General features: G+C 62.3%; 12 protein-coding genes and 1 tRNA gene. 10 read left to right on the top strand and 3 right to left on the bottom strand.

All coding sequences use genetic code 11. The annotated features are described in order from the left end of the window. Positions 1-326 precede the first annotated feature (326 nt). Both AC1D1N_RS13410 and AC1D1N_RS13405 read left to right on the top strand, forming a co-directional pair. Positions 327-2099, top strand: a complete 1773-nt coding sequence (locus AC1D1N_RS13410; protein ID WP_477349033.1) for an adenylate/guanylate cyclase domain-containing protein — start codon at positions 327-329, stop codon at positions 2097-2099. Between the two features lie 129 nt (positions 2100-2228). Next, complete coding sequence (locus AC1D1N_RS13405) at positions 2229-6536, top strand: cytochrome P450 (protein WP_477349030.1); 4308 nt, start codon at positions 2229-2231, stop codon at positions 6534-6536. A gap of 7 nt (positions 6537-6543) precedes the next feature. Here AC1D1N_RS13405 and AC1D1N_RS13400 read toward each other — a convergent pair whose 3' ends face one another. Continuing rightward, on the bottom strand, positions 6544-7230 hold the full coding sequence (locus AC1D1N_RS13400; RefSeq protein ID WP_436259984.1) for a Crp/Fnr family transcriptional regulator: 687 nt from the start codon (positions 7228-7230) through the stop codon (positions 6544-6546). 538 nt (positions 7231-7768) lie between these two features. Between AC1D1N_RS13400 and AC1D1N_RS13395 the strand changes: the two genes are divergently transcribed. The 6 genes from AC1D1N_RS13395 to AC1D1N_RS13370 all read left to right on the top strand — a co-directional run bounded on the left by AC1D1N_RS13395 (position 7769) and on the right by AC1D1N_RS13370 (position 16506). Then, entirely contained in the window at positions 7769-10036 is a 2268-nt protein-coding gene (locus AC1D1N_RS13395) for a DNA/RNA non-specific endonuclease (protein WP_477349028.1), read from the top strand. 8 nt (positions 10037-10044) lie between these two features. Then, positions 10045-11022: a trypsin-like peptidase domain-containing protein gene (locus AC1D1N_RS13390; protein WP_436259986.1), complete on the top strand. Its 978-nt coding sequence runs from the start codon at positions 10045-10047 to the stop codon at positions 11020-11022. 302 nt (positions 11023-11324) lie between these two features. Then, positions 11325-12455 carry a hypothetical protein gene (locus AC1D1N_RS13385; RefSeq protein ID WP_477349025.1) on the top strand — a complete coding sequence of 377 codons (1131 nt, stop codon included), beginning with the start codon at positions 11325-11327 and terminating at the stop codon, positions 12453-12455. After that, positions 12452-15127, top strand: a complete 2676-nt coding sequence (locus tag AC1D1N_RS13380) for a DNA/RNA non-specific endonuclease (protein ID WP_477349023.1) — start codon at positions 12452-12454, stop codon at positions 15125-15127. The genes AC1D1N_RS13385 and AC1D1N_RS13380 overlap by 4 nt, the downstream gene beginning before the upstream one ends. Positions 15128-15148: 21 nt before the next feature. Next, the gene (locus AC1D1N_RS13375; RefSeq protein WP_477349021.1) at positions 15149-15607 is read left to right on the top strand and encodes a hypothetical protein; all 459 of its coding nucleotides are present in this window, start codon (positions 15149-15151) and stop codon (positions 15605-15607) included. A gap of 425 nt (positions 15608-16032) precedes the next feature. After that, positions 16033-16506: a hypothetical protein gene (locus AC1D1N_RS13370; protein ID WP_477349019.1), complete on the top strand. Its 474-nt coding sequence runs from the start codon at positions 16033-16035 to the stop codon at positions 16504-16506. Between the two features lie 71 nt (positions 16507-16577). On the opposite strand, the gene AC1D1N_RS13365 is transcribed toward AC1D1N_RS13370, so the two are convergent. Both AC1D1N_RS13365 and AC1D1N_RS13360 read right to left on the bottom strand, forming a co-directional pair. Continuing rightward, positions 16578-16652 (bottom strand) — tRNA-Val (locus AC1D1N_RS13365). Between the two features lie 127 nt (positions 16653-16779). Continuing rightward, positions 16780-17463, bottom strand: coding sequence for a phosphoglycolate phosphatase (locus AC1D1N_RS13360; protein WP_477349017.1), 684 nt, complete (start codon positions 17461-17463; stop codon positions 16780-16782). A 332-nt stretch (positions 17464-17795) separates the two neighbouring features. On the opposite strand from AC1D1N_RS13360, the gene rpiA reads away from it, so the two are divergent. Both rpiA and AC1D1N_RS13350 read left to right on the top strand, forming a co-directional pair. Further along, positions 17796-18527 carry a ribose-5-phosphate isomerase RpiA gene (rpiA, locus tag AC1D1N_RS13355; RefSeq protein ID WP_477349015.1) on the top strand — a complete coding sequence of 244 codons (732 nt, stop codon included), beginning with the start codon at positions 17796-17798 and terminating at the stop codon, positions 18525-18527. Next, positions 18514-19107: a DUF2059 domain-containing protein gene (locus tag AC1D1N_RS13350; RefSeq protein ID WP_436259992.1), complete on the top strand. Its 594-nt coding sequence runs from the start codon at positions 18514-18516 to the stop codon at positions 19105-19107. The genes rpiA and AC1D1N_RS13350 overlap by 14 nt, the downstream gene beginning before the upstream one ends. Positions 19108-19149 lie beyond the last annotated feature (42 nt).

Raw genomic sequence — 19149 nt, 5'->3', positions numbered from 1 at the left:
GGAAACTCGCTCGCAGGCCAATTTGTTCCGCCCACGGCAAGCGAGGCGTGGCTTCCGCAAAGCTCCGGAACCGCAACCCAGAGGGGCGAATTCCCCCCACGCATTTGCGGTAACCGGCGGCTAACCATGGCCGCTGCCGTGACCTGCGCCGGACAACCCGATGGTGGTAGAGCTTTCGCCTAGACCCTGCTAGACTTCTGGTCCTGGCAGGGTGGCATGGCGCGCCAGACCTGCCGGGATCTTCTTCTCTCAGCGCACGGCGAAGCGTTTCAGGAACGGGTCGTCGCCTGTGCTAGACCAGAACCAGAAGGGACCGGGGCTCCAACATGGCTGTACGGAACTACACCCGTCAGCTGGCGACAATCATTTCTATCGATGCCGTCGGGTTCTCGCGGCTGATGGGCATCGACGATGAATCCGCTGTCGCGGCATTCGAGGAACGGCGCGACATCATCGCCGATAGTTGTGGCACGTTTGGCGGCCGCACGTTCGGCGACGCCGGCGACAGCATCATGGCCGAATTCGGCAACCCGATCGAGGCTTTGCGCGCGGCCTTCGATTTCCAGGGCCGCATCGTCGCGCTCAACGCTTCGGTCGCCGACGACATGCGCATGCCGTTTCGTGCCGGCATCAACACCGGCGACGTCATCGTGCGTGGCGGGCAACTGTACGGCGACGACGTCAACATCGCTGCTCGCATTCAGGAGTTCGCGCCGGGTGACGGTCTCGCCGTTTCGGAGACGACCTGGCACCATGTGAAGGACAAGACGGCGGCCGAATTCACCGATCTCGGCGAATTCATGCTGAAGAACATTGCCCTGCCGGTGCGCGTCCTGATCGCCGGGCGCGGCGGCAACGGATCCTCGCCGGCGGCATCGTTCGCAGCCATCCCTCAGGTCAACGCCCCGCAGAAACTGTCGTCCAAAGGGCCGCCAGCGATCGCCGTGCTGCCCTTTCAGGGCAATGGCGGCGAGCACGACATCGGCTATATGGCCGATGGCATTGCCGAGGACATCATCTACGGTCTTTCCAACACCAAGTGGCTCTCGGTCATCGCCAAGGGTTCCAGCTTCCAGTTTCGCGACGATACGCTGGGCACGCGGGTGATCGGCAACGCGCTCGGCGCGCGCTACATCGTCAGTGGCACGCTGATGCGCAATGGTGGTCAGATCCGCCTCAACACCTCATTGGCGGACGCGTCCAACGGGCGGCTGGTCTGGTCGCAGCGCTTCGATCGCGACCTGGTCGACATCTTCAACCTGCGCGACCAGATCGGCGCCGAGATCGTTTCGATCCTCGACAAGGAGGTCGACCGGGCGGAGCAGGCGCGCACTTTCCAGGTGCCCTGGGAAAGCCTGGAGACCTGGCAGCTGGTGCGGCGCGGACGCTGGCACATGAACCGGCGCACCCGCGGCGACACCGAAATGGCGCTGGAATTCTTCCAGAAGGCCTACCGCGAGGACCCCAATTCGAGCGCCGTGCTCAACGAACTGGCGTGGTGGTATTTCTGGCGGGCATGGCTGCGGTTCGGCGACAGCGACGATTTGAACAAGGTCGAGCAGTTTGCCCGCAAGGCCTTGCTGATGGACAGCCTGGATGCGCGTCCGCACGCCCATCTCGGCGCCGTCGACATTATGCGGGGCGAACCGCGATCGGCGGTCGACCATCTCGAGGAAGCGATCCACATCAATCCGAGCTTTGCCTTCGCGCGCTCGGCCATGGGCAGCGCCCAGCTGCTGCTCGGCAATGCCGCATCAGCGATTCCGTTCTTTCTCGACACCGAGCGACTGAGCCCGTTCGACCTCTACCGCTTCCACAATCTGGGGGAACTGACGGCAGCCTACAGTTTCGTCGAGAACTGGCCGGCGGCGATCGCCGCCGCCGACCGCTCGCTCAACCTGTCTCCGGGCTATTTCTATGCCAGGTTCCTGAAAATTGGGGCCCTGATGCGCAGCGGCCGGCCGGAACAGGCACGGCGCGAGATGGCCATTTTCGCCACCCGGCATCCCGATTTTTCCGAAGAGCGCGTGCGCTGGATACCCTTCACCGACAAGGCAGCGAACGAGTTCCTCGTTGCCAATTTCCAACTGGCCAAATGAGCATGGCGTTCAATGCTGGCCGAACACGGATTAACTGTGAAAAAATTCACATACGTACAACCGATGCAAACCTAGGCGTTGAAGGGCCGGCATCGCAATAACGTGGACAGCCGGGGGGCTTGATCGCGCATGACCAAACTGAAGTATTTCGACGGCATTCGTGAGGCCCAGAAAAACCAGCGACCGCTATCGGAAATGCCGCCTTTCGATCTCGGCCGGATCCGCAAAACGGGCCTTTTGGCGCGCATCGCCGAATTTATCGTCGAAGATCACCCGCGCGTGTGGTTGGCGTTCTTGCGGCGCTTCCGCCCGACCGGCAAACTGTTCGGGGTTCTGCTCGTCACCAAGAACGCCGATGTCCGTGACATATTGGAGCGCGGCGACGAATTCCAGACCCCGTACGGCCCGGAAATGACCGAGTTCGCGCGAGGCTCCAATTTCATCCTCGGCATGCAGGACGGCGCCGACTATCGGCGCATGAAATCGTCGGTGCTGAGCGCCTTTCCGCCAGCCGAAGTCGAGGCCGTGGTCAGGCCGATCGCCGCGCGTCATTCGCAAGAGATCATGATGCGCGCCAGCCCCGGTTTCGATGCGATCTCCGGATTGCTGAAGCTCGTTCCGGTGCACATCTGCCGCGATTATTTCGGGATCGAGATCGACGACGAATCGGAATTCGCCGATTGGTCGATCGCGCTCAGCGCGCTGTTCTTTTCGGACCCGGGGGCGAGCCCCGTCATGCGCGAGCTCGCAGTGGTGGCGGGCGATCGTCTTCTCAAAGTCATCGACCGCTCCATCCAGTCGGTCAGGGACCGGGGCTTGAAGACCGAGCAGCCGCTGGCGAGGCTGGTTTCCCAGATGGACCAGGGCCGCTTGTCGCGGGACGACCTCAACTCGATCATGCTGGGCATGATCGCGGGCTTCGTCCCGACCAATGTTCTGGCCAGCGGCAATTGCCTCGACGTGATCCTGTCGCGGTCCGATGCACGGCAAGCCGTCGACGCCGCACTTGCCGAAAACGACACCGGCAAGCTCGACAAGGCCGTCCTTGAAGCCATGCGCTTCAAGCCGATCTGGATCGGCCCGTGGCGCTACACCGCACGCGACGCGATCATCGGCAAGGGCACGCGACGCGAGCGCCTCGTCAAGGCGGGCACCGTGGTGATGCCGGCTACGCTGTCGGCGATGTTCGATGCAGACGCCATGCAGAACCCGGACCAGTTCGATACATCGCGCCCGCATCGCGACTACATGGTCTTCGGCCACGGCATCCATCAGTGCATCGGCGCCGAGATCGCCAGGATCCAGATCGGCGAAAGCCTGCGCGCTCTGTTCCAGAAGCAGAACCTGCGCCGCATGTCGGGCAAGGCTGGGCGGATGACGCGCATCGGCGCTTATCCCGAAACCCTCAAGGTCGATTTCGAATCGGCAGCACTTTGCCGCACCGTCACCCAGTCGATGGTGACGGTGGTTTGCCCGGTCACCCGGTCCGGATCGCTGGACGCTCTCCGCGACAAGATTGCCAGCCTCGGCAACCCGGCCGGCGAAGAGATCCGCACCGCGCTCGACATTGTCGGCACCATCCATTTCACCAGCCTGGCCGTAGTCGGTACGGGCGAGACGGACGCTGATTCCGGGCAGGAAAAAGGAGCTCTGGTTCTCGAGATTTCCGGCGACGGGAGCATCGACGATGTCATCAATGCCGTGACGCACGCCATCGGACACCGGCTGCGGCCGATCTTCAAGGACGTCTGCAACCTTCCCGATGGCGGCGCCTTGAACGATTTCCTGCGCAAGCACAATGTCGACATATCGCCGTCCTTTGGCAGCAATGCCGGACTGGTGTTTTCGGGCACGCCCGGTCATTCGGTCCAGCGCATCATGGCCGAGGCAGAACTTTTCGAAGCTGTGCGCGGCATCGTGGAGCGGCCACGCAAAGGCACCGGCAACGCTCCCGCCGTGCTCGCTGAAGCGCGACAGCATCTTCAGTCATTGGGGACGTTTGCCTGGGCGTTCGAGCCGGCCGAAAGCCTGCTGGAAAAGCCGCCGGGCCATTGGGGCCGTGCCCTGATGACGACCTTGCTGGTACCGCCGGTCTTCGTCACAGTGGCGATCATCTGGGCTGCTTGCTGGTACATGACCTACAGTGTGGTGTTCGGCAGATCAATCGACATCAGTTCCCAGGAAATCTCCTTCACCGCCATAGCCGTAGCAATCACTTCACTTCTGTTGTCGGGACTTGGAGTGTTGGTGGCAGCGGCGCTGCTGGTGTTTTCGTGCTTGCTGGCGCTGCGACGCCGCGAGGACAGCGATCAGCCGGAAAGCACATCGATTGGCATATCTGAATTGAACGCGATAATCGTCAAGGAGGACCACGCGGCGCAGAACCATCTGACCGCGATTTCCACGATGAAGGCTGGCATTTTGCGGCGGCTCGCGCTCAGGTTTTCCTTCTACCTGATCTCGATAGCTGCCCAGAAGGTGTTCAAGCCAGGCTTCCTCAACACCATCAACACCATCCATTTTGCCCGCTGGATACTGCTGCCCGGCTCCAACCGATTGATGTTCTTCTCCAACTACGGGGGCAGCTGGGAAAGCTATCTTGAGGACTTCATCGCCAAGGCATCCGCTGGCCTGACCGGAGTGTGGAGCAACACCGTAGGCTATCCACGTGCACGATGGCTGTTCCTTGACGGCGCGCGCGACGGCGATCGCTTCAAGCGCTGGGCGCGGCGCCAGCAGGTGCCGACACTGTTCTGGTACTCCGCCTATCCCCAAATCAACACAACGCGCATCCGGATCAATTCCCGGATCAGGCGCGGCATTGCTTCCGCCGTCGGCAACGAGGCGCGCGACTGGCTGAGCTTGTTCGGTTCGCTACGGCGCCCAGCGAGCGAAACAACCACCGTTCAAAAGACCACCTCGCTGCTGGCCAATATCAGCTCTGCTTTTCCGGCACCTCTCGAGCAGCAGCTGGAAACCGGCGAGATCCAGTCCATCTTCTTCGGCCCGCTCGGCCCTCTCGGTTATTCGCATATGCTTGCGATCCGGGTGCCGGACAAGTTGCCGGCGCCCAAGCGCAGAGCCTGGCTCGATTTCGTTGTCGAGCAGACGAGTTTCGGCGAAGGCAGGCCCGCCGGGCGAGCCATGATAGTAGCCTTTGGTCCCGATGGCCTGCGGCAGCTTGGGCTCGACGAGAGTGTGGGGGACGATCCACTGGAGACATTTCCGATCGCCTTTCGCCATGGCATGGGCAATCCCGAGCGTGGGCGCATTCTGGACGACCGAGGCCGCGACGGCCCGGACGAATGGGAGTGGGGGTCGTTGGAGAACCCGGTGGACGTGGTCATCGTCTGCTATGCTGAAGAACCGGGAAGGTTGAAGACCGAGATTGCGGCCGTGAAACGAAAGACGACCGGTGCGGGCATGCAGGTCGTCGCCGAACTGCCGCTCGCCGTAAATCGGGGTCCGACCGACACGAATACGAAATCGTCCGACCGGGCGGAACGTGGGCCAGCCTACGAGCATTTCGGTTTCGCGGACGGGATTTCGCAGCCGATTGTCCGCGGCACGACCCGCGCCAGCAGGGGCGCCGCGCCCATGCATCTGGTCGCGCCCGGCGAGTTCCTGTTCGGTTATCGTGACGAGCATGGGTTCTATCCAGCCTCGCCCTCGGTAAGCGCATCGCGCGATCGGACCGGAATCCTTTCGCAGGTGCGCCGTAGCCGGCTGATTCCGGGCCTGCCGCCACCGCCGCGCGATTTCGGCCGCAACGGCTCATTCCTGGTTATTCGCCAGTTCGAACAGCATGTCGACGTCTTCAACGACTACTGCAAAAAGGCTGCAGCCTTGGTCGCGAGCCAACTCGGCAACCAAGCCATCACTCAAGATTGGATTGCCGCCAAGATGCTCGGCCGCTGGCAGAACGGTAGCTCGCTGGTGCGCAACCCTGATCATCCGGGGCGCATCATCGACAACAACTTCGCCACTGGCGCCGAGGATCCGCAAGGCCATCGCTGCCCGCTTGGTGCCCACATACGCCGCTCCAACCCGCGCGATTCGCTGGGCGAGGACCGCGATACGCAGATCAATATCGGCAAGCGCCATCGTATCCTGCGGGTCGGCCGCACCTACCAGAAGCAGGACGGCAAGAATGGCAAGGTCGAAAAGGGATTGCTCTTCATGTGCCTTAACGCCGACATCGAGCGCCAGTACGAATTCATCCAGCAAACCTGGGTTTCGTCGGCCACGTTCCAAGGCCTCGTCGCTGAAAAAGACCCGACGATTGGGTCGCGCGACGGCGATGGCAGGTTCACCATTCCGTCATGGGAAAAGGTAACGACGCTCCGTGACATGCCGCAATTCGTCACCACCAAGGGGGGCGGGTATTTCTTCATGCCCAGCCGCTCGGCGTTGCGCTATCTGATTTCGCAGCTCTGATTCGGCGTCAGTCGTCGTCCTGCGACTCGGCGATGTGGCGCAGCGCGCCGGTGTCGGTGATGCGCAGGCCGCCGCGTTTGATGGCAATGAACGAACGGGCGCGCCAGTCATTGAGGGTCTTGTTGACAGACTCGCGCGTGGCGCCGAGGAACTCTCCGAGCTCCGATTGCGAGATCGGTATCCAGCCGGCGCTATCGGCCATCACCTCGGCCAGGAAGACCAGGCGCTTGGCCAGCCTTGCCTCGATGCCGAAAAAGGCCTGATCGCCGAGCTCGCCGCTGACCCAGCGCAGCCTGGCGCACAGAAGTTCGATCATCGCGCGCGCCAGTGGCGGATTTCTTTCAATTCGATCAAAGAGTTGTGTCCTGCTCAGCGAGACCAGCTCGCACGCGGTAAGACAGATGGCGGTGGCGGTGCGGGGCCGTCCGTCAAGCGCGCCGATCTCTCCGACCAGGCTTCGCGACAGCTCGATATTGGCCACCAGCTTCTGGCCGCCGGGCGAATAGATCGAGATTTCCACCGTGCCGCTCATCACCCCATAGATGCGGTCGGCGGCATCTTCCTGGACGAACAGATGCTGGCCCGCGGCGAAGCGCTCGACCTTGCAACCGCTGAAAAGAATATCGAACAGCTTTGGATCGATGCGCGCCAGGCGCGGCAGATCGTTTCTGTCGTTCGCGCCGCCAAAAGCCATGTTGAACTTCCCAATTGCCGCAATCAGCAAAGTTTACGGCAAGAGTGCACCGCATCAAAGCCCGGTGTTCATCCCTTTGCCATTACGCCTTCTAAAGGCGTGGCGCAGTGGTCGCGCGCAGTAGTGGCTTGCGCCAGGCGGAAAGCCGTCTGCACGCCCGGCGGGAGGAGCCGGAGGCGTGCAGACGGCAACTGATGAAAAGAGTTAGGTGATGAAAATTCCTGGTGCCTGCTAATCCTTGCAGAACTGTCGAAATCGCGAAAAGGCGGTATGAGCCGCAATGCCTGTTTCCGCCGCTGCGATTGGTGGGCGCAAGCAGCGTGAGCGTCTGTGATCGAGATCACATACGGCGGGGCTAAAATAATGCGAGCGTCATACATCGCGAGCGACTGCGGACGAAGAGACATGCCAGCGTCACGCCTCAGTCATATTAGAAGCGCGTTGATTTGTTTCCTTGCGTGCCATCCAGAATTGCGCCAGTCTAAAATGGGGCAATACAGTTCTTTACTATGGCAGAACCTTTGGGCGAGGGGCGACCATGCCGGTCAGCAGAGAGCAGCGTATCCGTCAATATCTCGATCTCGTCACCGGGGGCGAGGGGACGGAATCGGTCCTCGCCAACATGGAGACGATGGCCGGTGACGCCTTGGAATCGCTTGCGCCCACGGACGGCGGCAAGACGGAAGCGGCGTTTGAATCTGCGCGCGCGGGTGCGGAGAATCTGGCGCGAGGGGCCGAAGTCGCGCCCGACCAGCTTTCCGATCTGGAAGCCATAATCATCCCGGAGTTGCGGCCCGTCTACGACATCAAGGACGGCACCTTTACGACGCTGACTTTCGACGGGGCTCCGACACCAGGTCACTCGCTGTGGACGAAGCTGACCAGCGAGGCCGCATTGAAGCAGCGCATCGAAGCCGCCCTGCCGGCGATCGGGCGCATCGAACTGTTGTGGAACACCAACATCCCCTATGGCGGCACCGGCTTTGTCGTCGGGCGCAACCTCTTGATGACCAACCGTCATGTTGCGCAGATCTTCGCCGCAGGCCTCGGTGACCGCAATCTGCAGTTCATCAACGGCCGTGCCGCCGGCATCGACTTCAAGCGCGATTCGGCCGCAGGAAATGTCTTCAAGATCCACAATGTCCGGATGATCCATCCCTATTGGGACATGGCGATCCTCCAAGTCGAGGGCCTGCCCGACAACATCAAGCCGCTGTCGCTCGCCGTCGCCGACGCGCGCGACATGCTGCGTCAGGAAGTTGTCGCCATCGGCTATCCGGCGTTCGACAACCGCAACGCGGTCGATGTCCAGAACGACCTCATGCGCAACCGCTTCCAGGTCAAGCGCCTGCAGCCGGGCATGCTGCAGGGCGGCTTCGGCACCGAGAGTTTCGGCAAGATCGTCAACGCGGCCACACATGATTGTTCGACGACTGGCGGCAACTCCGGTACCGCCATGATCAACCTCGCCACCGGGGAGGTCGTGGCGCTGCATTTCGCCGGCCGCTATCTCGAGCGCAACTACGCCGTGCCCACTGGCGCGCTGGCCAAAGACCAGCGTGTCGTCGACCTCGACCTCAACTTCGCCAGCGCCGCCAGCGGCGGCCCCAACGATTGGGGCGCCTGGTGGAACAAGGCCGACAGCGCCTCGCCGGCCGAGGGAGTAAACCTGATCGAGGTCGGCGGCGTAAAGCGGATCCCGGGCGTCGTCACCCAGGCGCCACTCACCGGCGGAGGCGTCGTGGTTTCGCCCGGCGGCAGTGTCACCTTCGAAGTTCCGTTGCGCATCACCGTCTCGATCGGTGCAACGCCTGCCCATGAGGCGGTTACGGAATCAGTAGAGCTCGAAGCGGCCAAACCGACGCCCCCCGGCGGCGCGTTCGTTCCCAAATCGGTCGCCGACTATGCCGCCTATGAGGGCTACGACGAAAAATTCCTCTCCGGCGGCACCAAGCTCGCGCCGGTCGTGGTGCCGATGCCGGAGGCCACCGACCCTTCCGTTCTGGCGCCGCTCAAGGCCGGCGGCACGCGGCTCGACTACCAGAACTTCTCGCTCAAGATGCATGCCAAGCGGAGGCTGGCCCTGTTCACAGCCTCCAACGTCACCGAGGAGAGCAATCTGCGCGAACCGGAAAAGGGCCGCAACTATTCGCGCGGCGGCCTGTTCAGCGAGCGCTGGTTCCCGGATCTGCGGCTCGACGACAAATACCAGATCCCCGATGTCTTCTACACCCAGGATCAGGGCGCTTTCGACAAGGGCCATATCGTCAGGCGCGATGACGTGGCCTGGGGCAGCACCTTCGAGCTTCTGCTCAGGGGCAATGTCTGCTCTTTCCACGTCACCAACTGCTCGCCCCAGGTCGAGGGCTACAACCGCTCCGACAGCGGCGAGAAGAATTGGGGCGATCTTGAGAACCATGTCCTGTCCGAAGCGGCCAGCGAACGACTTTGCGTCTTCGCCGGCCCGATTCTCGCCGATGATGACCGCATATTCGCCGGCAAAGGTCCCAAAGGCACCAGCCTTCGCGCACCGGTGCCGCGCCGCTTCTGGAAGGTGGTCGTCGCCCGCGTCAGTGACGGGCTTGCCAGCTATGGCTTCGTGCTCGAACAGGACCTTTCCGACACGGAGCTGGAGTTCACTGTCGCCGAAGAATTCATCGGCGCCATGTACCCGCTGACCGAAATCTCCGAAATGACCGGCGTCAGCTTCGACCAGTCGCTGATCGACGCCGACCAGTACGACACGGTGCGCGGCACAGAGATCGCCATGCGGGCCGGGTCACGCAAACGAAAGAAGAAGAGCTAGGGCGTCCGATGACCGAGTGGACGCAACCCGAGCTGACCAGCCTCAACCGGATCCTCGCCAACCTCTACCCGATGATCGGCGACGGCGTGCGTGTCGCCAAAGGGGTTGGGTTGGCCACGTCGCAAATCGCCTTTGACAACAAGGCGATCAACAACTGGTTCGCGATTGTCCAGCGCGCCAAACAGGAAGCCAAGGCCGACGACCTCATCGCCTTCGCGCTGGATGAGAATCCCGGCGACGAGGCATTGCTGCAGGCAAAGCAGCATGCCCCGCCGCCACCGGTCGAAGGGCCCCCTACCACCAAGTGGAGCGGCGCGCCGGGCCAGCTCGAAAAGATCCTCGGTGACAAAAGCACGCTGGTGCCGATCAGCTATCTTGAACTCGGCGTTATCAGGGCGAAATCGGTGGTGCGCATCAAGCGTGCCGATGGCAGTTCCGGCACCGGCTTCATGACCGCCGGCGGGATACTGATCACCAACAACCACGTGTTGCCCGACGATGCTTCCATGGTGGGCGCCGTGGTCCAGTTCAATTATCAGCGGACTGTCGCCGGACTCGACGCGCCATTCGAGGAATTCAGCATCGACACCGCCGTGCCGCTTCGCACCTCCAAGGATAATGACTGGTCGGCCGTTCGTATCAAGGGCGACGCCTCCAAATGGGGCGAGCTGGACATGAAGCCCATGACCGTCAAGGTCGGCGACCGTGTCAACATCATCCAGCACCCCGGCGGCGCGCAAAAACAGATTTCATTCGTCGCCAATGTCGTGGCCTTCGTCGGCGGCGGCCGCGTTCAATATCTGACCGATACGCTGCCGGGCTCGTCGGGCTCGCCAGTTTTCGACACCGACTGGAACCTGATTGCGCTGCATCATAGCGGCGGCTGGCTCACTGAACCCAACGCGGCTACCAAGAGCACGTACTACCGCAATGAGGGCATCGCGATCGACACCATCATCCAGGACCTCGCGGCCAAGCCTGTATAGTGGTGATGTGCGCAGACCGATGGTGTAACGAGATGCGCGACGATTTAAGACTATGCCATGTGAATTCTTTCGGATGTGACGGACCATAAGGCCACACCGAGCGCCAGGGGAGTTCAGAGATCAGCGCCTATTTCGACCTCAGGCTTCAACTGGCTGATCTCTACCCGTTGCCTCCCGATTGGTTGAGGGTGACCAAGGACGCCGGTATTCTCGCCGGAGCGATCAATCTGCAGGGGCCGGCTCTCACAGTCTGGTTCAGTATCCTTGACTATGCCTTGGCCAATCGTCTGTCGAAGCCCCTTATGGACAAGATAGCGGAGCAAAATCCGCAATGCGCGGCCCTGTGCACCGCCTACCTACAGGAACTGACAACAGGGGCGAAGCCGACGCTTGAACTGCCGGGCCTGACCACCGACGACCGCGTCAACACCGCGGTTGCCGGCTTCGACGCCGTCAACCAGCAGCCCAAGGATATCCAGGCGGTCCTCGCCGCCGGCGATGGGCTCACCGCCGTCACCAGCCAGATCGATGTTCTTGCGACTTACAAGAACCTGCATGACGGCTTGCAGAGCTTTCAATATGGCATCGGCAGCTTCCAGAGCCTCATGATCGCCGGGCGGGACATGGGCGCGGATCTGAATCAAGTCCGCGTCCTGCGCAAATTCCTCAACCAGTTGAGACTGTTCTGCGCATCCGCCGGCGACAAGATCACAGTATTGCCCCCCGGACCGGCGCTTCGCGACATCGAGCAGGCATGGCTCGACGATCTCGGGTCGGCCGCGACGAAACTGCAGGGCGCAATCCCCAACACGTCGGCTGACGCCTACGACGCCTTGCTGGATGTGCGGACCGTGCTTCGCGTCGTTCCCTCGCGGCTGAACCAGCAGATCTTCGTCACCGCCAAGAACCTGCCTTTCGGCATCCTGGCCACGGGTCTCGAAACAATAGCCGGCAAACTTCCGGCTGATGAGCCCTCCGTGCCGGCAATAAGAGCCGCGCATGACGCAATCAAGGTACTGTCCTCGACCATCTATGCGCGGGTCGTAGAGCACAAGCTCTGGCAGGACATCGACAACAAGCTGGCAAGCCTCACCGATATGATCGAGCCGATAGAAGGGGGGGCGGCTGTGGACAAGTCGTTGCCGTTCCAGTTCTCGCCGCTGTGGCGAAACCTGGAAGCGAAGGTCAAGGTTCTTGCCGATCTCGATCCCAACGGACAGTGGCGGACAATGCTTGCCGGCTACTCCACCGACGTCAACGACCAGCTGTCGCGCGAGACCGTCGACACCGCCTTCATCCTTGCCTTCGAAGCCTATCGGGACGAGGCCCAGCAACGCTTCGTCCAGGTCGATCTGGCGCTGAAAACGGAATGCGCCTCGATCGTCCGCGTCAGCACGCCTTTGCACAAGATCATTGAGGACCTTGGGTCATGAGCGATGAAACAGCCACAGGCGCCGAAACCGAAACATCGGCCGATTTTGTCTCGCTGAGCGATATCCGCATCGCGCATCTCGAGCTGATGCGCATCGCCAGCGCCAACGAAGCCGGCGACCCCTCGATGAAGCGCAGCGACAAGGCCGGGGCCGAGACGACTGAGGCCAGCATCGACAACACGGTACCCGATGCCCGGACCATCCGCGACTTCCTGGCCAGGGCGCGGCGCGCGGGCAGCACCATCGAACGGGAATCCGACCGCCGCGCGGCGCAGCGCATCCTCGACTATTGGTCGGCAGAACTGGTCACGCGCTCCGGCATCACCTCCGCCGATGTCAGCCCGGCGCGTCTCGCGGCCTTCGCAGGCGGCCTCGAAACGGCCGAACCGGTCGCCGTCGCGGTCGACTCCGAACCCGCATCGCGCGACATCACTGATCCCGGAGCAGTCGCCATTGCCGTTCCTGAATCGGCGGCCGTCGCGACCAAAGACAGTGCCGTATCCGGCGACGGCTTCGCATCGGACGACGAACTGAGTTCGGACGAGCTGACCGAGCGCTTTCGCATCCGCGTGGCCGCCCAGGCGCGGCAATGGAAGAACACCGGCTACGCCGGCTATCTCCTGCGTGGCGAAGCGCTGAAGGAAGCGTCGGAGCTGCCGCAGGGGCCGGATATCGCCGAGTTTGTCGAGGCCAGCGCCAAGGCGGAGACAGACAGCCAGAAGAAGCGCGATCGCAGCAAGAACATACTGATCGCGCTGTTTGGCATTCTCGCCGCGATTCTTGCTGGGACGACCTATTTCGCCTTCCAGCAGAGGAATCAGGCTGTTCTGGAGCGGTCCAGCGCCGATCAGGCGCGGCTCAAGGCCGAAACCACGGCCAACGAGGTCGTGAAGCTCAACAACGAGCTCAGAGTTGCTCTTGACGAAGCAAAGGATGCGCGTTCGAAGGCTGAGGACGCACTTACAGTTGCGAACGAAAATTTTGCTGACGCCGGCAGGAGGCTCGCTGACCAGCAAGCGACCCAAGCCACCTTGCGATCAGCGATTGTGTTCATGGCCGACCAGCTCAAGGCCGGCCGCATGTCGCTGGAGGAGTTGACGCCGGAATTGCAGCAGTCGGTGCTTGTCGAGCTGGCCGGCCGAGTTACAAGCGGCGACGTCAAGCTTGGCGATTTGGCGCTACCGCTGCGGACCGCGCTTGAGCCTCTGCTCGGCAGAAATATCGACAAGCAGCCCGACGCACTTTCGGGATACAAGGTTGACTTCATCGGGGCCACGATCGGCTTGCCCAGGATAACCGGCGATCTGGCCAGCGATGCCGTGGCGCCGCCGCTTGACTATATCAACTACTCGCTGGTCATGGGCCGACGCCACCGCATGGCTATCTACTCGGCGGTCAATCTCGATCGGTTGCAAAGGTTGACCTTACAGGTCACCGGCGCCGGATCGAGATATGACAGCCGGCTGCCGCGCGATTTGCAGCCGGATCGTGACTGGTACCTTAGACCGGACCGGCGCTGGCTGCCCGCGCGACTGGCAAACGCCAGCGACATCGCCTGGGGCCCGGAGTTCGCGATCGATCCGGCAACGGCGGCGCTCAAACTGGCTCGGTATACCTATGTTCTGCCCAACACGATGCCGCAGTCTGGCACATTCTACAAAACCAGGTGGGCGCCGGTCGAAGACTGGGTTCGCACGCAGCACAATCCGCTGGCCAACCAGGTGACCATCTTCAGCGGCACCATCTTCAAGCCCGCCAGCCACCCGATCGATGGCGTGCCCGTCCCCAACGCCTATTGGAAGCTTGCCGTCTCTTCGGTGCCGGCTGCCGTGAAGGGAGCGGCCGGGGATCCGGAATTCGTCGTCGATGCGTTCCTTGTTCCGGGCGACGCTGCCGGCGCGTTCGACGTGGAGCAATATCGGCTTCCGGTTGCCGAACTCGAAAGGCGCACGAACCTGAATTTCGGCACCCTCATCGAATGGACGGACGGGCTGAAAAATCCCGGCCCGAACGGCACCGCGGCCGACCAACTGGCGGCGCGCGCCAAACAGCTCGACGGCCCGAACGAAGCGCTGCGCGGCGAACTGGCCGTGGTTCTGGGCAATCCGTACCTCCCGATATCCGAACGACGCAAGATCGTGGCGGCGCTTGTCGAAATGGCCGGCCTGCAAAGCATGACCGGGCTGACCTCGGCCGGGCGCCGCAACGTGCTTGCGACTTTGCTCGCCGTTCCGCCCGAACTATGGAGCCGCCCGGACTGGCTGCCTGTGTTCGCCGGGGCGCGCCGGGCCGTCGCCGATCTCGAAACATCGGCGGCCGGCGGCCAGACCATTATCGACGATCAGGATCGCGAGGTGCTCGGCGTGTTGAGGGATCGGCTGAGTATGCAGAAGAGTGCGCAGAACGTCTACGTCGAGTTCGCCGGCATGGCGCAGGAGGATGTCCAGGCGCTCTCCGCCAAGTTGCGCGCATTGGGCTGGGCCATGTCCGGCGAAGAACAGGTGAAAAGCGCGGCAGGCAAGAACCAGGTTCTCTACAGGCCCGACCTCGACGCCGCACACGACGCTGCCGAACTTTTGGCCGCCGACCTTGCCGCCGCCGGCCAACCAGTGACCGTCCGGGCATCGCCCTTGATTGGCGGCAGGATGCTGATGATCTTTATCGGGCCATAGGGCAGCGAAAGCCGAACGACGATGGTGCGCAAAAAAGCCGCGATGCGGCTGCTGACTGCGACGGTCGCACTATGCGTTGGTTCATTTCGGGGGTTTTCCATGCGCGCGGGTCACGCCGTCATGCTTGCACGCGCTTTCCATTCCTGCCGTCTCCATCCCGCTGGAGAAGGCGCGGGCTGGAGCCTGAAAAACACGGTCTACTGCGCCGACGACCGCATCGAGGTCTCGTTCTGGGATCTCGAACAGATGAAAGTGCGCCGCGGCTCCGATGTCTGCCAGTTCCAGAGCTATACGAGCTACTCAAGCGCCCTGAATTTCGCCCAGAAGAATTTTGGTGGCGAGGGGCGAGTTGTAGTTGCTGAGGCAGTCCAGACTCAAGCCTCGTGCCGCAGTGATAGATACCGCTTGCGGGATTTTCTCCGATGCTGGAGCGATGAGCCGAGTCACTCGATGCGAGCAGACGCCAGACCAAGTAAATGACGACGAGATATTAAATTTCGAATATCGCTCGTCTTGTACGTCATAGTTAATGGACATGGGCTTATTTAAGTGCTCAAATAGCTCTGTCATCAGCCATTGTACGGGCGCTGGTGCTTGAGAGAGCATAACATTCTCCCGCCCCAGCGGGAGCTATGCAGTGACAAACAGCCAGCCTAACATGTTTTCGGGGATCCCGATCGCGCGCAGGGACGGCACGATCTCAGTCCTTGCTACGCTGCCTCAAATGGCCGACGCTTTGGCGAACGACTGGCCATCCGATGGCCCACTGTTTCTGGCCGCGCTTGCTGCCTTGGTGGGGGAACGGACGGGGTGCTGCAGCACAAGGGACGTTCACCGAGCCTTCATAGCAGCGGCACTTGAAGCCGAATGTCTTCCCGACAGCTACATGAAGAATTGAGCGCGAAATGCCTCTCACCCTCCGGACGACACTTTGCGAAACGAGAGATGCGCTGCACGTGCTGCGAAGGGCCCTGTTTGTCTGCGGCCATACTGCGGCAATGGGAGAGATCGATTCCCTCATCGGCGTTGCCCAAGATAAGGCAGTCCAGGCAATCGGAGCCATTGATCGGGCAGCGGTTCGAAGACCTATCCTCGTGGTGGTGGCAAGTCCGGCGGACCCGGCAGCTATTGTTCTGTCGATCGCTCAGCCCGCAAAGCTTGGCGAGCTTCGCGATCAAGGCATGGGCCTCAGCGTATATTGCGGCAATCCCCGATGCGGTCATCTACGCTCGCTCGATCTCGATGGTCTAATCGAGACCTACGGCACGCACTACGATTTCATCACCGAAAAGCGGCTGGCGTCGAAGCTTGTCTGCAAACGCTGCCAACATGTTGGAGGGAGGCTGGTCGTGGTATCCGACAAAAGGCCCCGGTATTGAGTATCCGTCCCGAGTGGCCGAAGCCGACAACCTCGCCGAAGAGCAAATATGATGCGAATTTCACGAAAAAATGGTGGGCGATGCAGGGATTGAACCTGCGACCCCACCCGTGTGAAGGGTGTGCTCTCCCGCTGAGCTAATCGCCCGCTCGTTGCCCGAAGGCCAAGCGAGCCGCGATATAAGGGAGGCAGGCCGTTGAAGTCAAGGCGATGCGCTGGCCTTCTGTGCCTGAAATAGTGAGGGCAGGGGCAGCCGCGCAATCGCCTGTTTCGCTCAGCCGCTTGCCGCTGCAATCAGCCGTTCCGCCAGGTCGAGCGTCAGCGCGTCGAAATGCGAAATGACGGCCGACGGCTCGAATTCTCTGACATGGCGGTCGGTGTAGCCGAAATCGACGGCGACCACCGGAATGCCGGCGGCCTTGGCGGTGTCGATGTCGGTCTGCGAATCGCCGATCATCAGCGAGCGATGCGGATCGCCGCCGGCCAACCTGATGGTTTCGGTCAGATGCCGCGGGTCGGGCTTGCGGAAGGCGAACGTGTCCTGGCCGGCGATCGCGGCGAAATGCCTTGACAGGCCGAGCGCCTCGATCAGCGCTTTCGAATTGCCCTCATATTTGTTGGTGCAGATGGCAAGCAGGTAGCCGGCCTTCTCGAAGCGGGCGATCGCTTCGACCACGCCGGGGTAGGGGCGCGACTTGCCGGGAATGTTGAGCGTGTAGTGGTCGAGAAACAGCTTCAGCAGCCGGTCGTGCTCTTCCACTGCCAGCGACTTCTGCTGCGCGGTATGCGCGCGCTCGATCATCACCCGCCCGCCATGGCCGACAAAGCGCCGGAAGCCGGCCTCGTCGACAGCGGCAAGCTCGCTGGCGGCAAGGCTGTGGTTGAGGCTGTCGAGCAGGTCCGGCGCCGTGTCGACCAGCGTCCCGTCGAGGTCGAACACGATGATCGGTCTGGTCATGGCCTGTCCTGTGGCGATTGTTTTGTCGGCAGGCGATAGCCGCTGCGGCGCGTCGAGGCAAGCGGGCTGGCAAGCACGTCGAGGCAAGCAGGCGTGGCGAGCCGCCAGAAATGAAAACCCGCCTCGGCGGCGGGTCGTTGACGCAAATCAGCACTCTGAACGGAAATGTAGCATACCTGCCGCCATCGGGCAACGGCATCCAAGAAAATATTCCTACGGAAGGCCCACGCATCTCACCTTGCGCATCGCCAGGCGTTCCGCTGCCGCCAAGGGCTTTGACCAGACTGGCAAAAATGTTAGGAGCCCGAGACACAAGGTTCCGGGGCAGCAGCATGGATGCGAGGCAGTTGAAGGTCGAGGCCGCGCGGGCAGCACTTGCCCATGTCAGCGACGGCATGCGGCTCGGCATCGGCACCGGCACCACGGCGGAAGAGTTCGTGCGGCTGCTGGCCGAGAAGGTCGCCACGGGCATGACCGTCGTCGGTGTGCCGACCTCGGAGCGCACCGCCGCCTTGTGCCGAGAGCTCGGCGTGCCGCTGTCGACGCTGGAGGAAACGCCCGAACTCGACCTGACCGTCGATGGCGCCGACGAGGTCGATCCGGCGCTGACGCTGATCAAGGGTGGTGGCGGCGCGCTGCTGCGCGAGAAGATCGTCGCGGCGGCCTCCGGGCGCATGATCGTCATTGCCGACAAGTCGAAAATGGTCGAGACGCTCGGTCGGTTTCCGCTGCCCATCGAAGTCAATCAGTTCGGCCTGCGCGCCACCGAAATCGCGGTCGCGGCAGCGGCCAAAAGTCTCGGCCTTTCCGGCCCTATTACATTGAGGATGACGGGGGGCCAGCCTTTTGTTACAGACGGCGGCCATTTTATCCTCGATGCATCTTTTGGCCGCATTCCGGATACAAGAGCGCTTTCGAATGCTCTCCATGCCATCCCCGGCGTGGTCGAGCATGGTCTTTTCATCGGGCTGGCGTCAGCGGCCATCATCGCCGGCGGCGACGGCATCCAAACCGTCCATGCCGCCCGAAAACCAGGGAGTTCTACCGACCATGATGTTGCATAAACGGGTTCGCCAATTCTCCGCCATCGTGGCGGCTTCAGCTGTCTTGGCGTTTTCCGCGCCGGCGTTTTCGCAGGATGTCACCGAATCGCATCTGAAGGCGGCGCGCGCCGCGGTCGCCGCCATCCATGCGACCGACCCGTTCGACAACATCCTGCCGCAGGCCGCTGCCTCGCTAGAGCAGCAGCTTATCCAGAAGAACCCCGACATGCAGGAGCTGATTGGCAAGACCATCAGCGAGAAGGCGCTGGCGCTGGCCTCACGCCGTGCCGACCTGGAGAAGGAGGCAGCACTGGCCTATGCCAAGGTGTTCTCCGAAAAGGACCTCACCGACATCGCTGCCTTCTACAATTCCGAGGCCGGCAAGAAGCTGCTCGACAGCGGCCCGACGGTGACGCGCGATTTGGTCAAGGCAGCCGACATCTGGCAGAATGGCCTGGCGCGCGATCTCGCCCAGCAGGTCGGCGAGACGCTGGCAGCCGCCGCGAAGGCCAAGGCGCCCGCGGCACCCGCCGACGGCGCTGCCCCGGCCGACGGCGCCGCACCCGCTGACGGCGACCAGCCGGAAGCCCCGAAGAACTAACCAGCATCCTCGCCGCTGGACCAAGAAAGCCCGGTCCAAACC

The sequence above is a fragment of the Mesorhizobium sp. P2_B5 genome (genome assembly GCF_056404775.1).
Note: the sequence above shows the minus strand (reverse complement) of the source record. Positions and strands in the feature narration are given on the sequence as shown.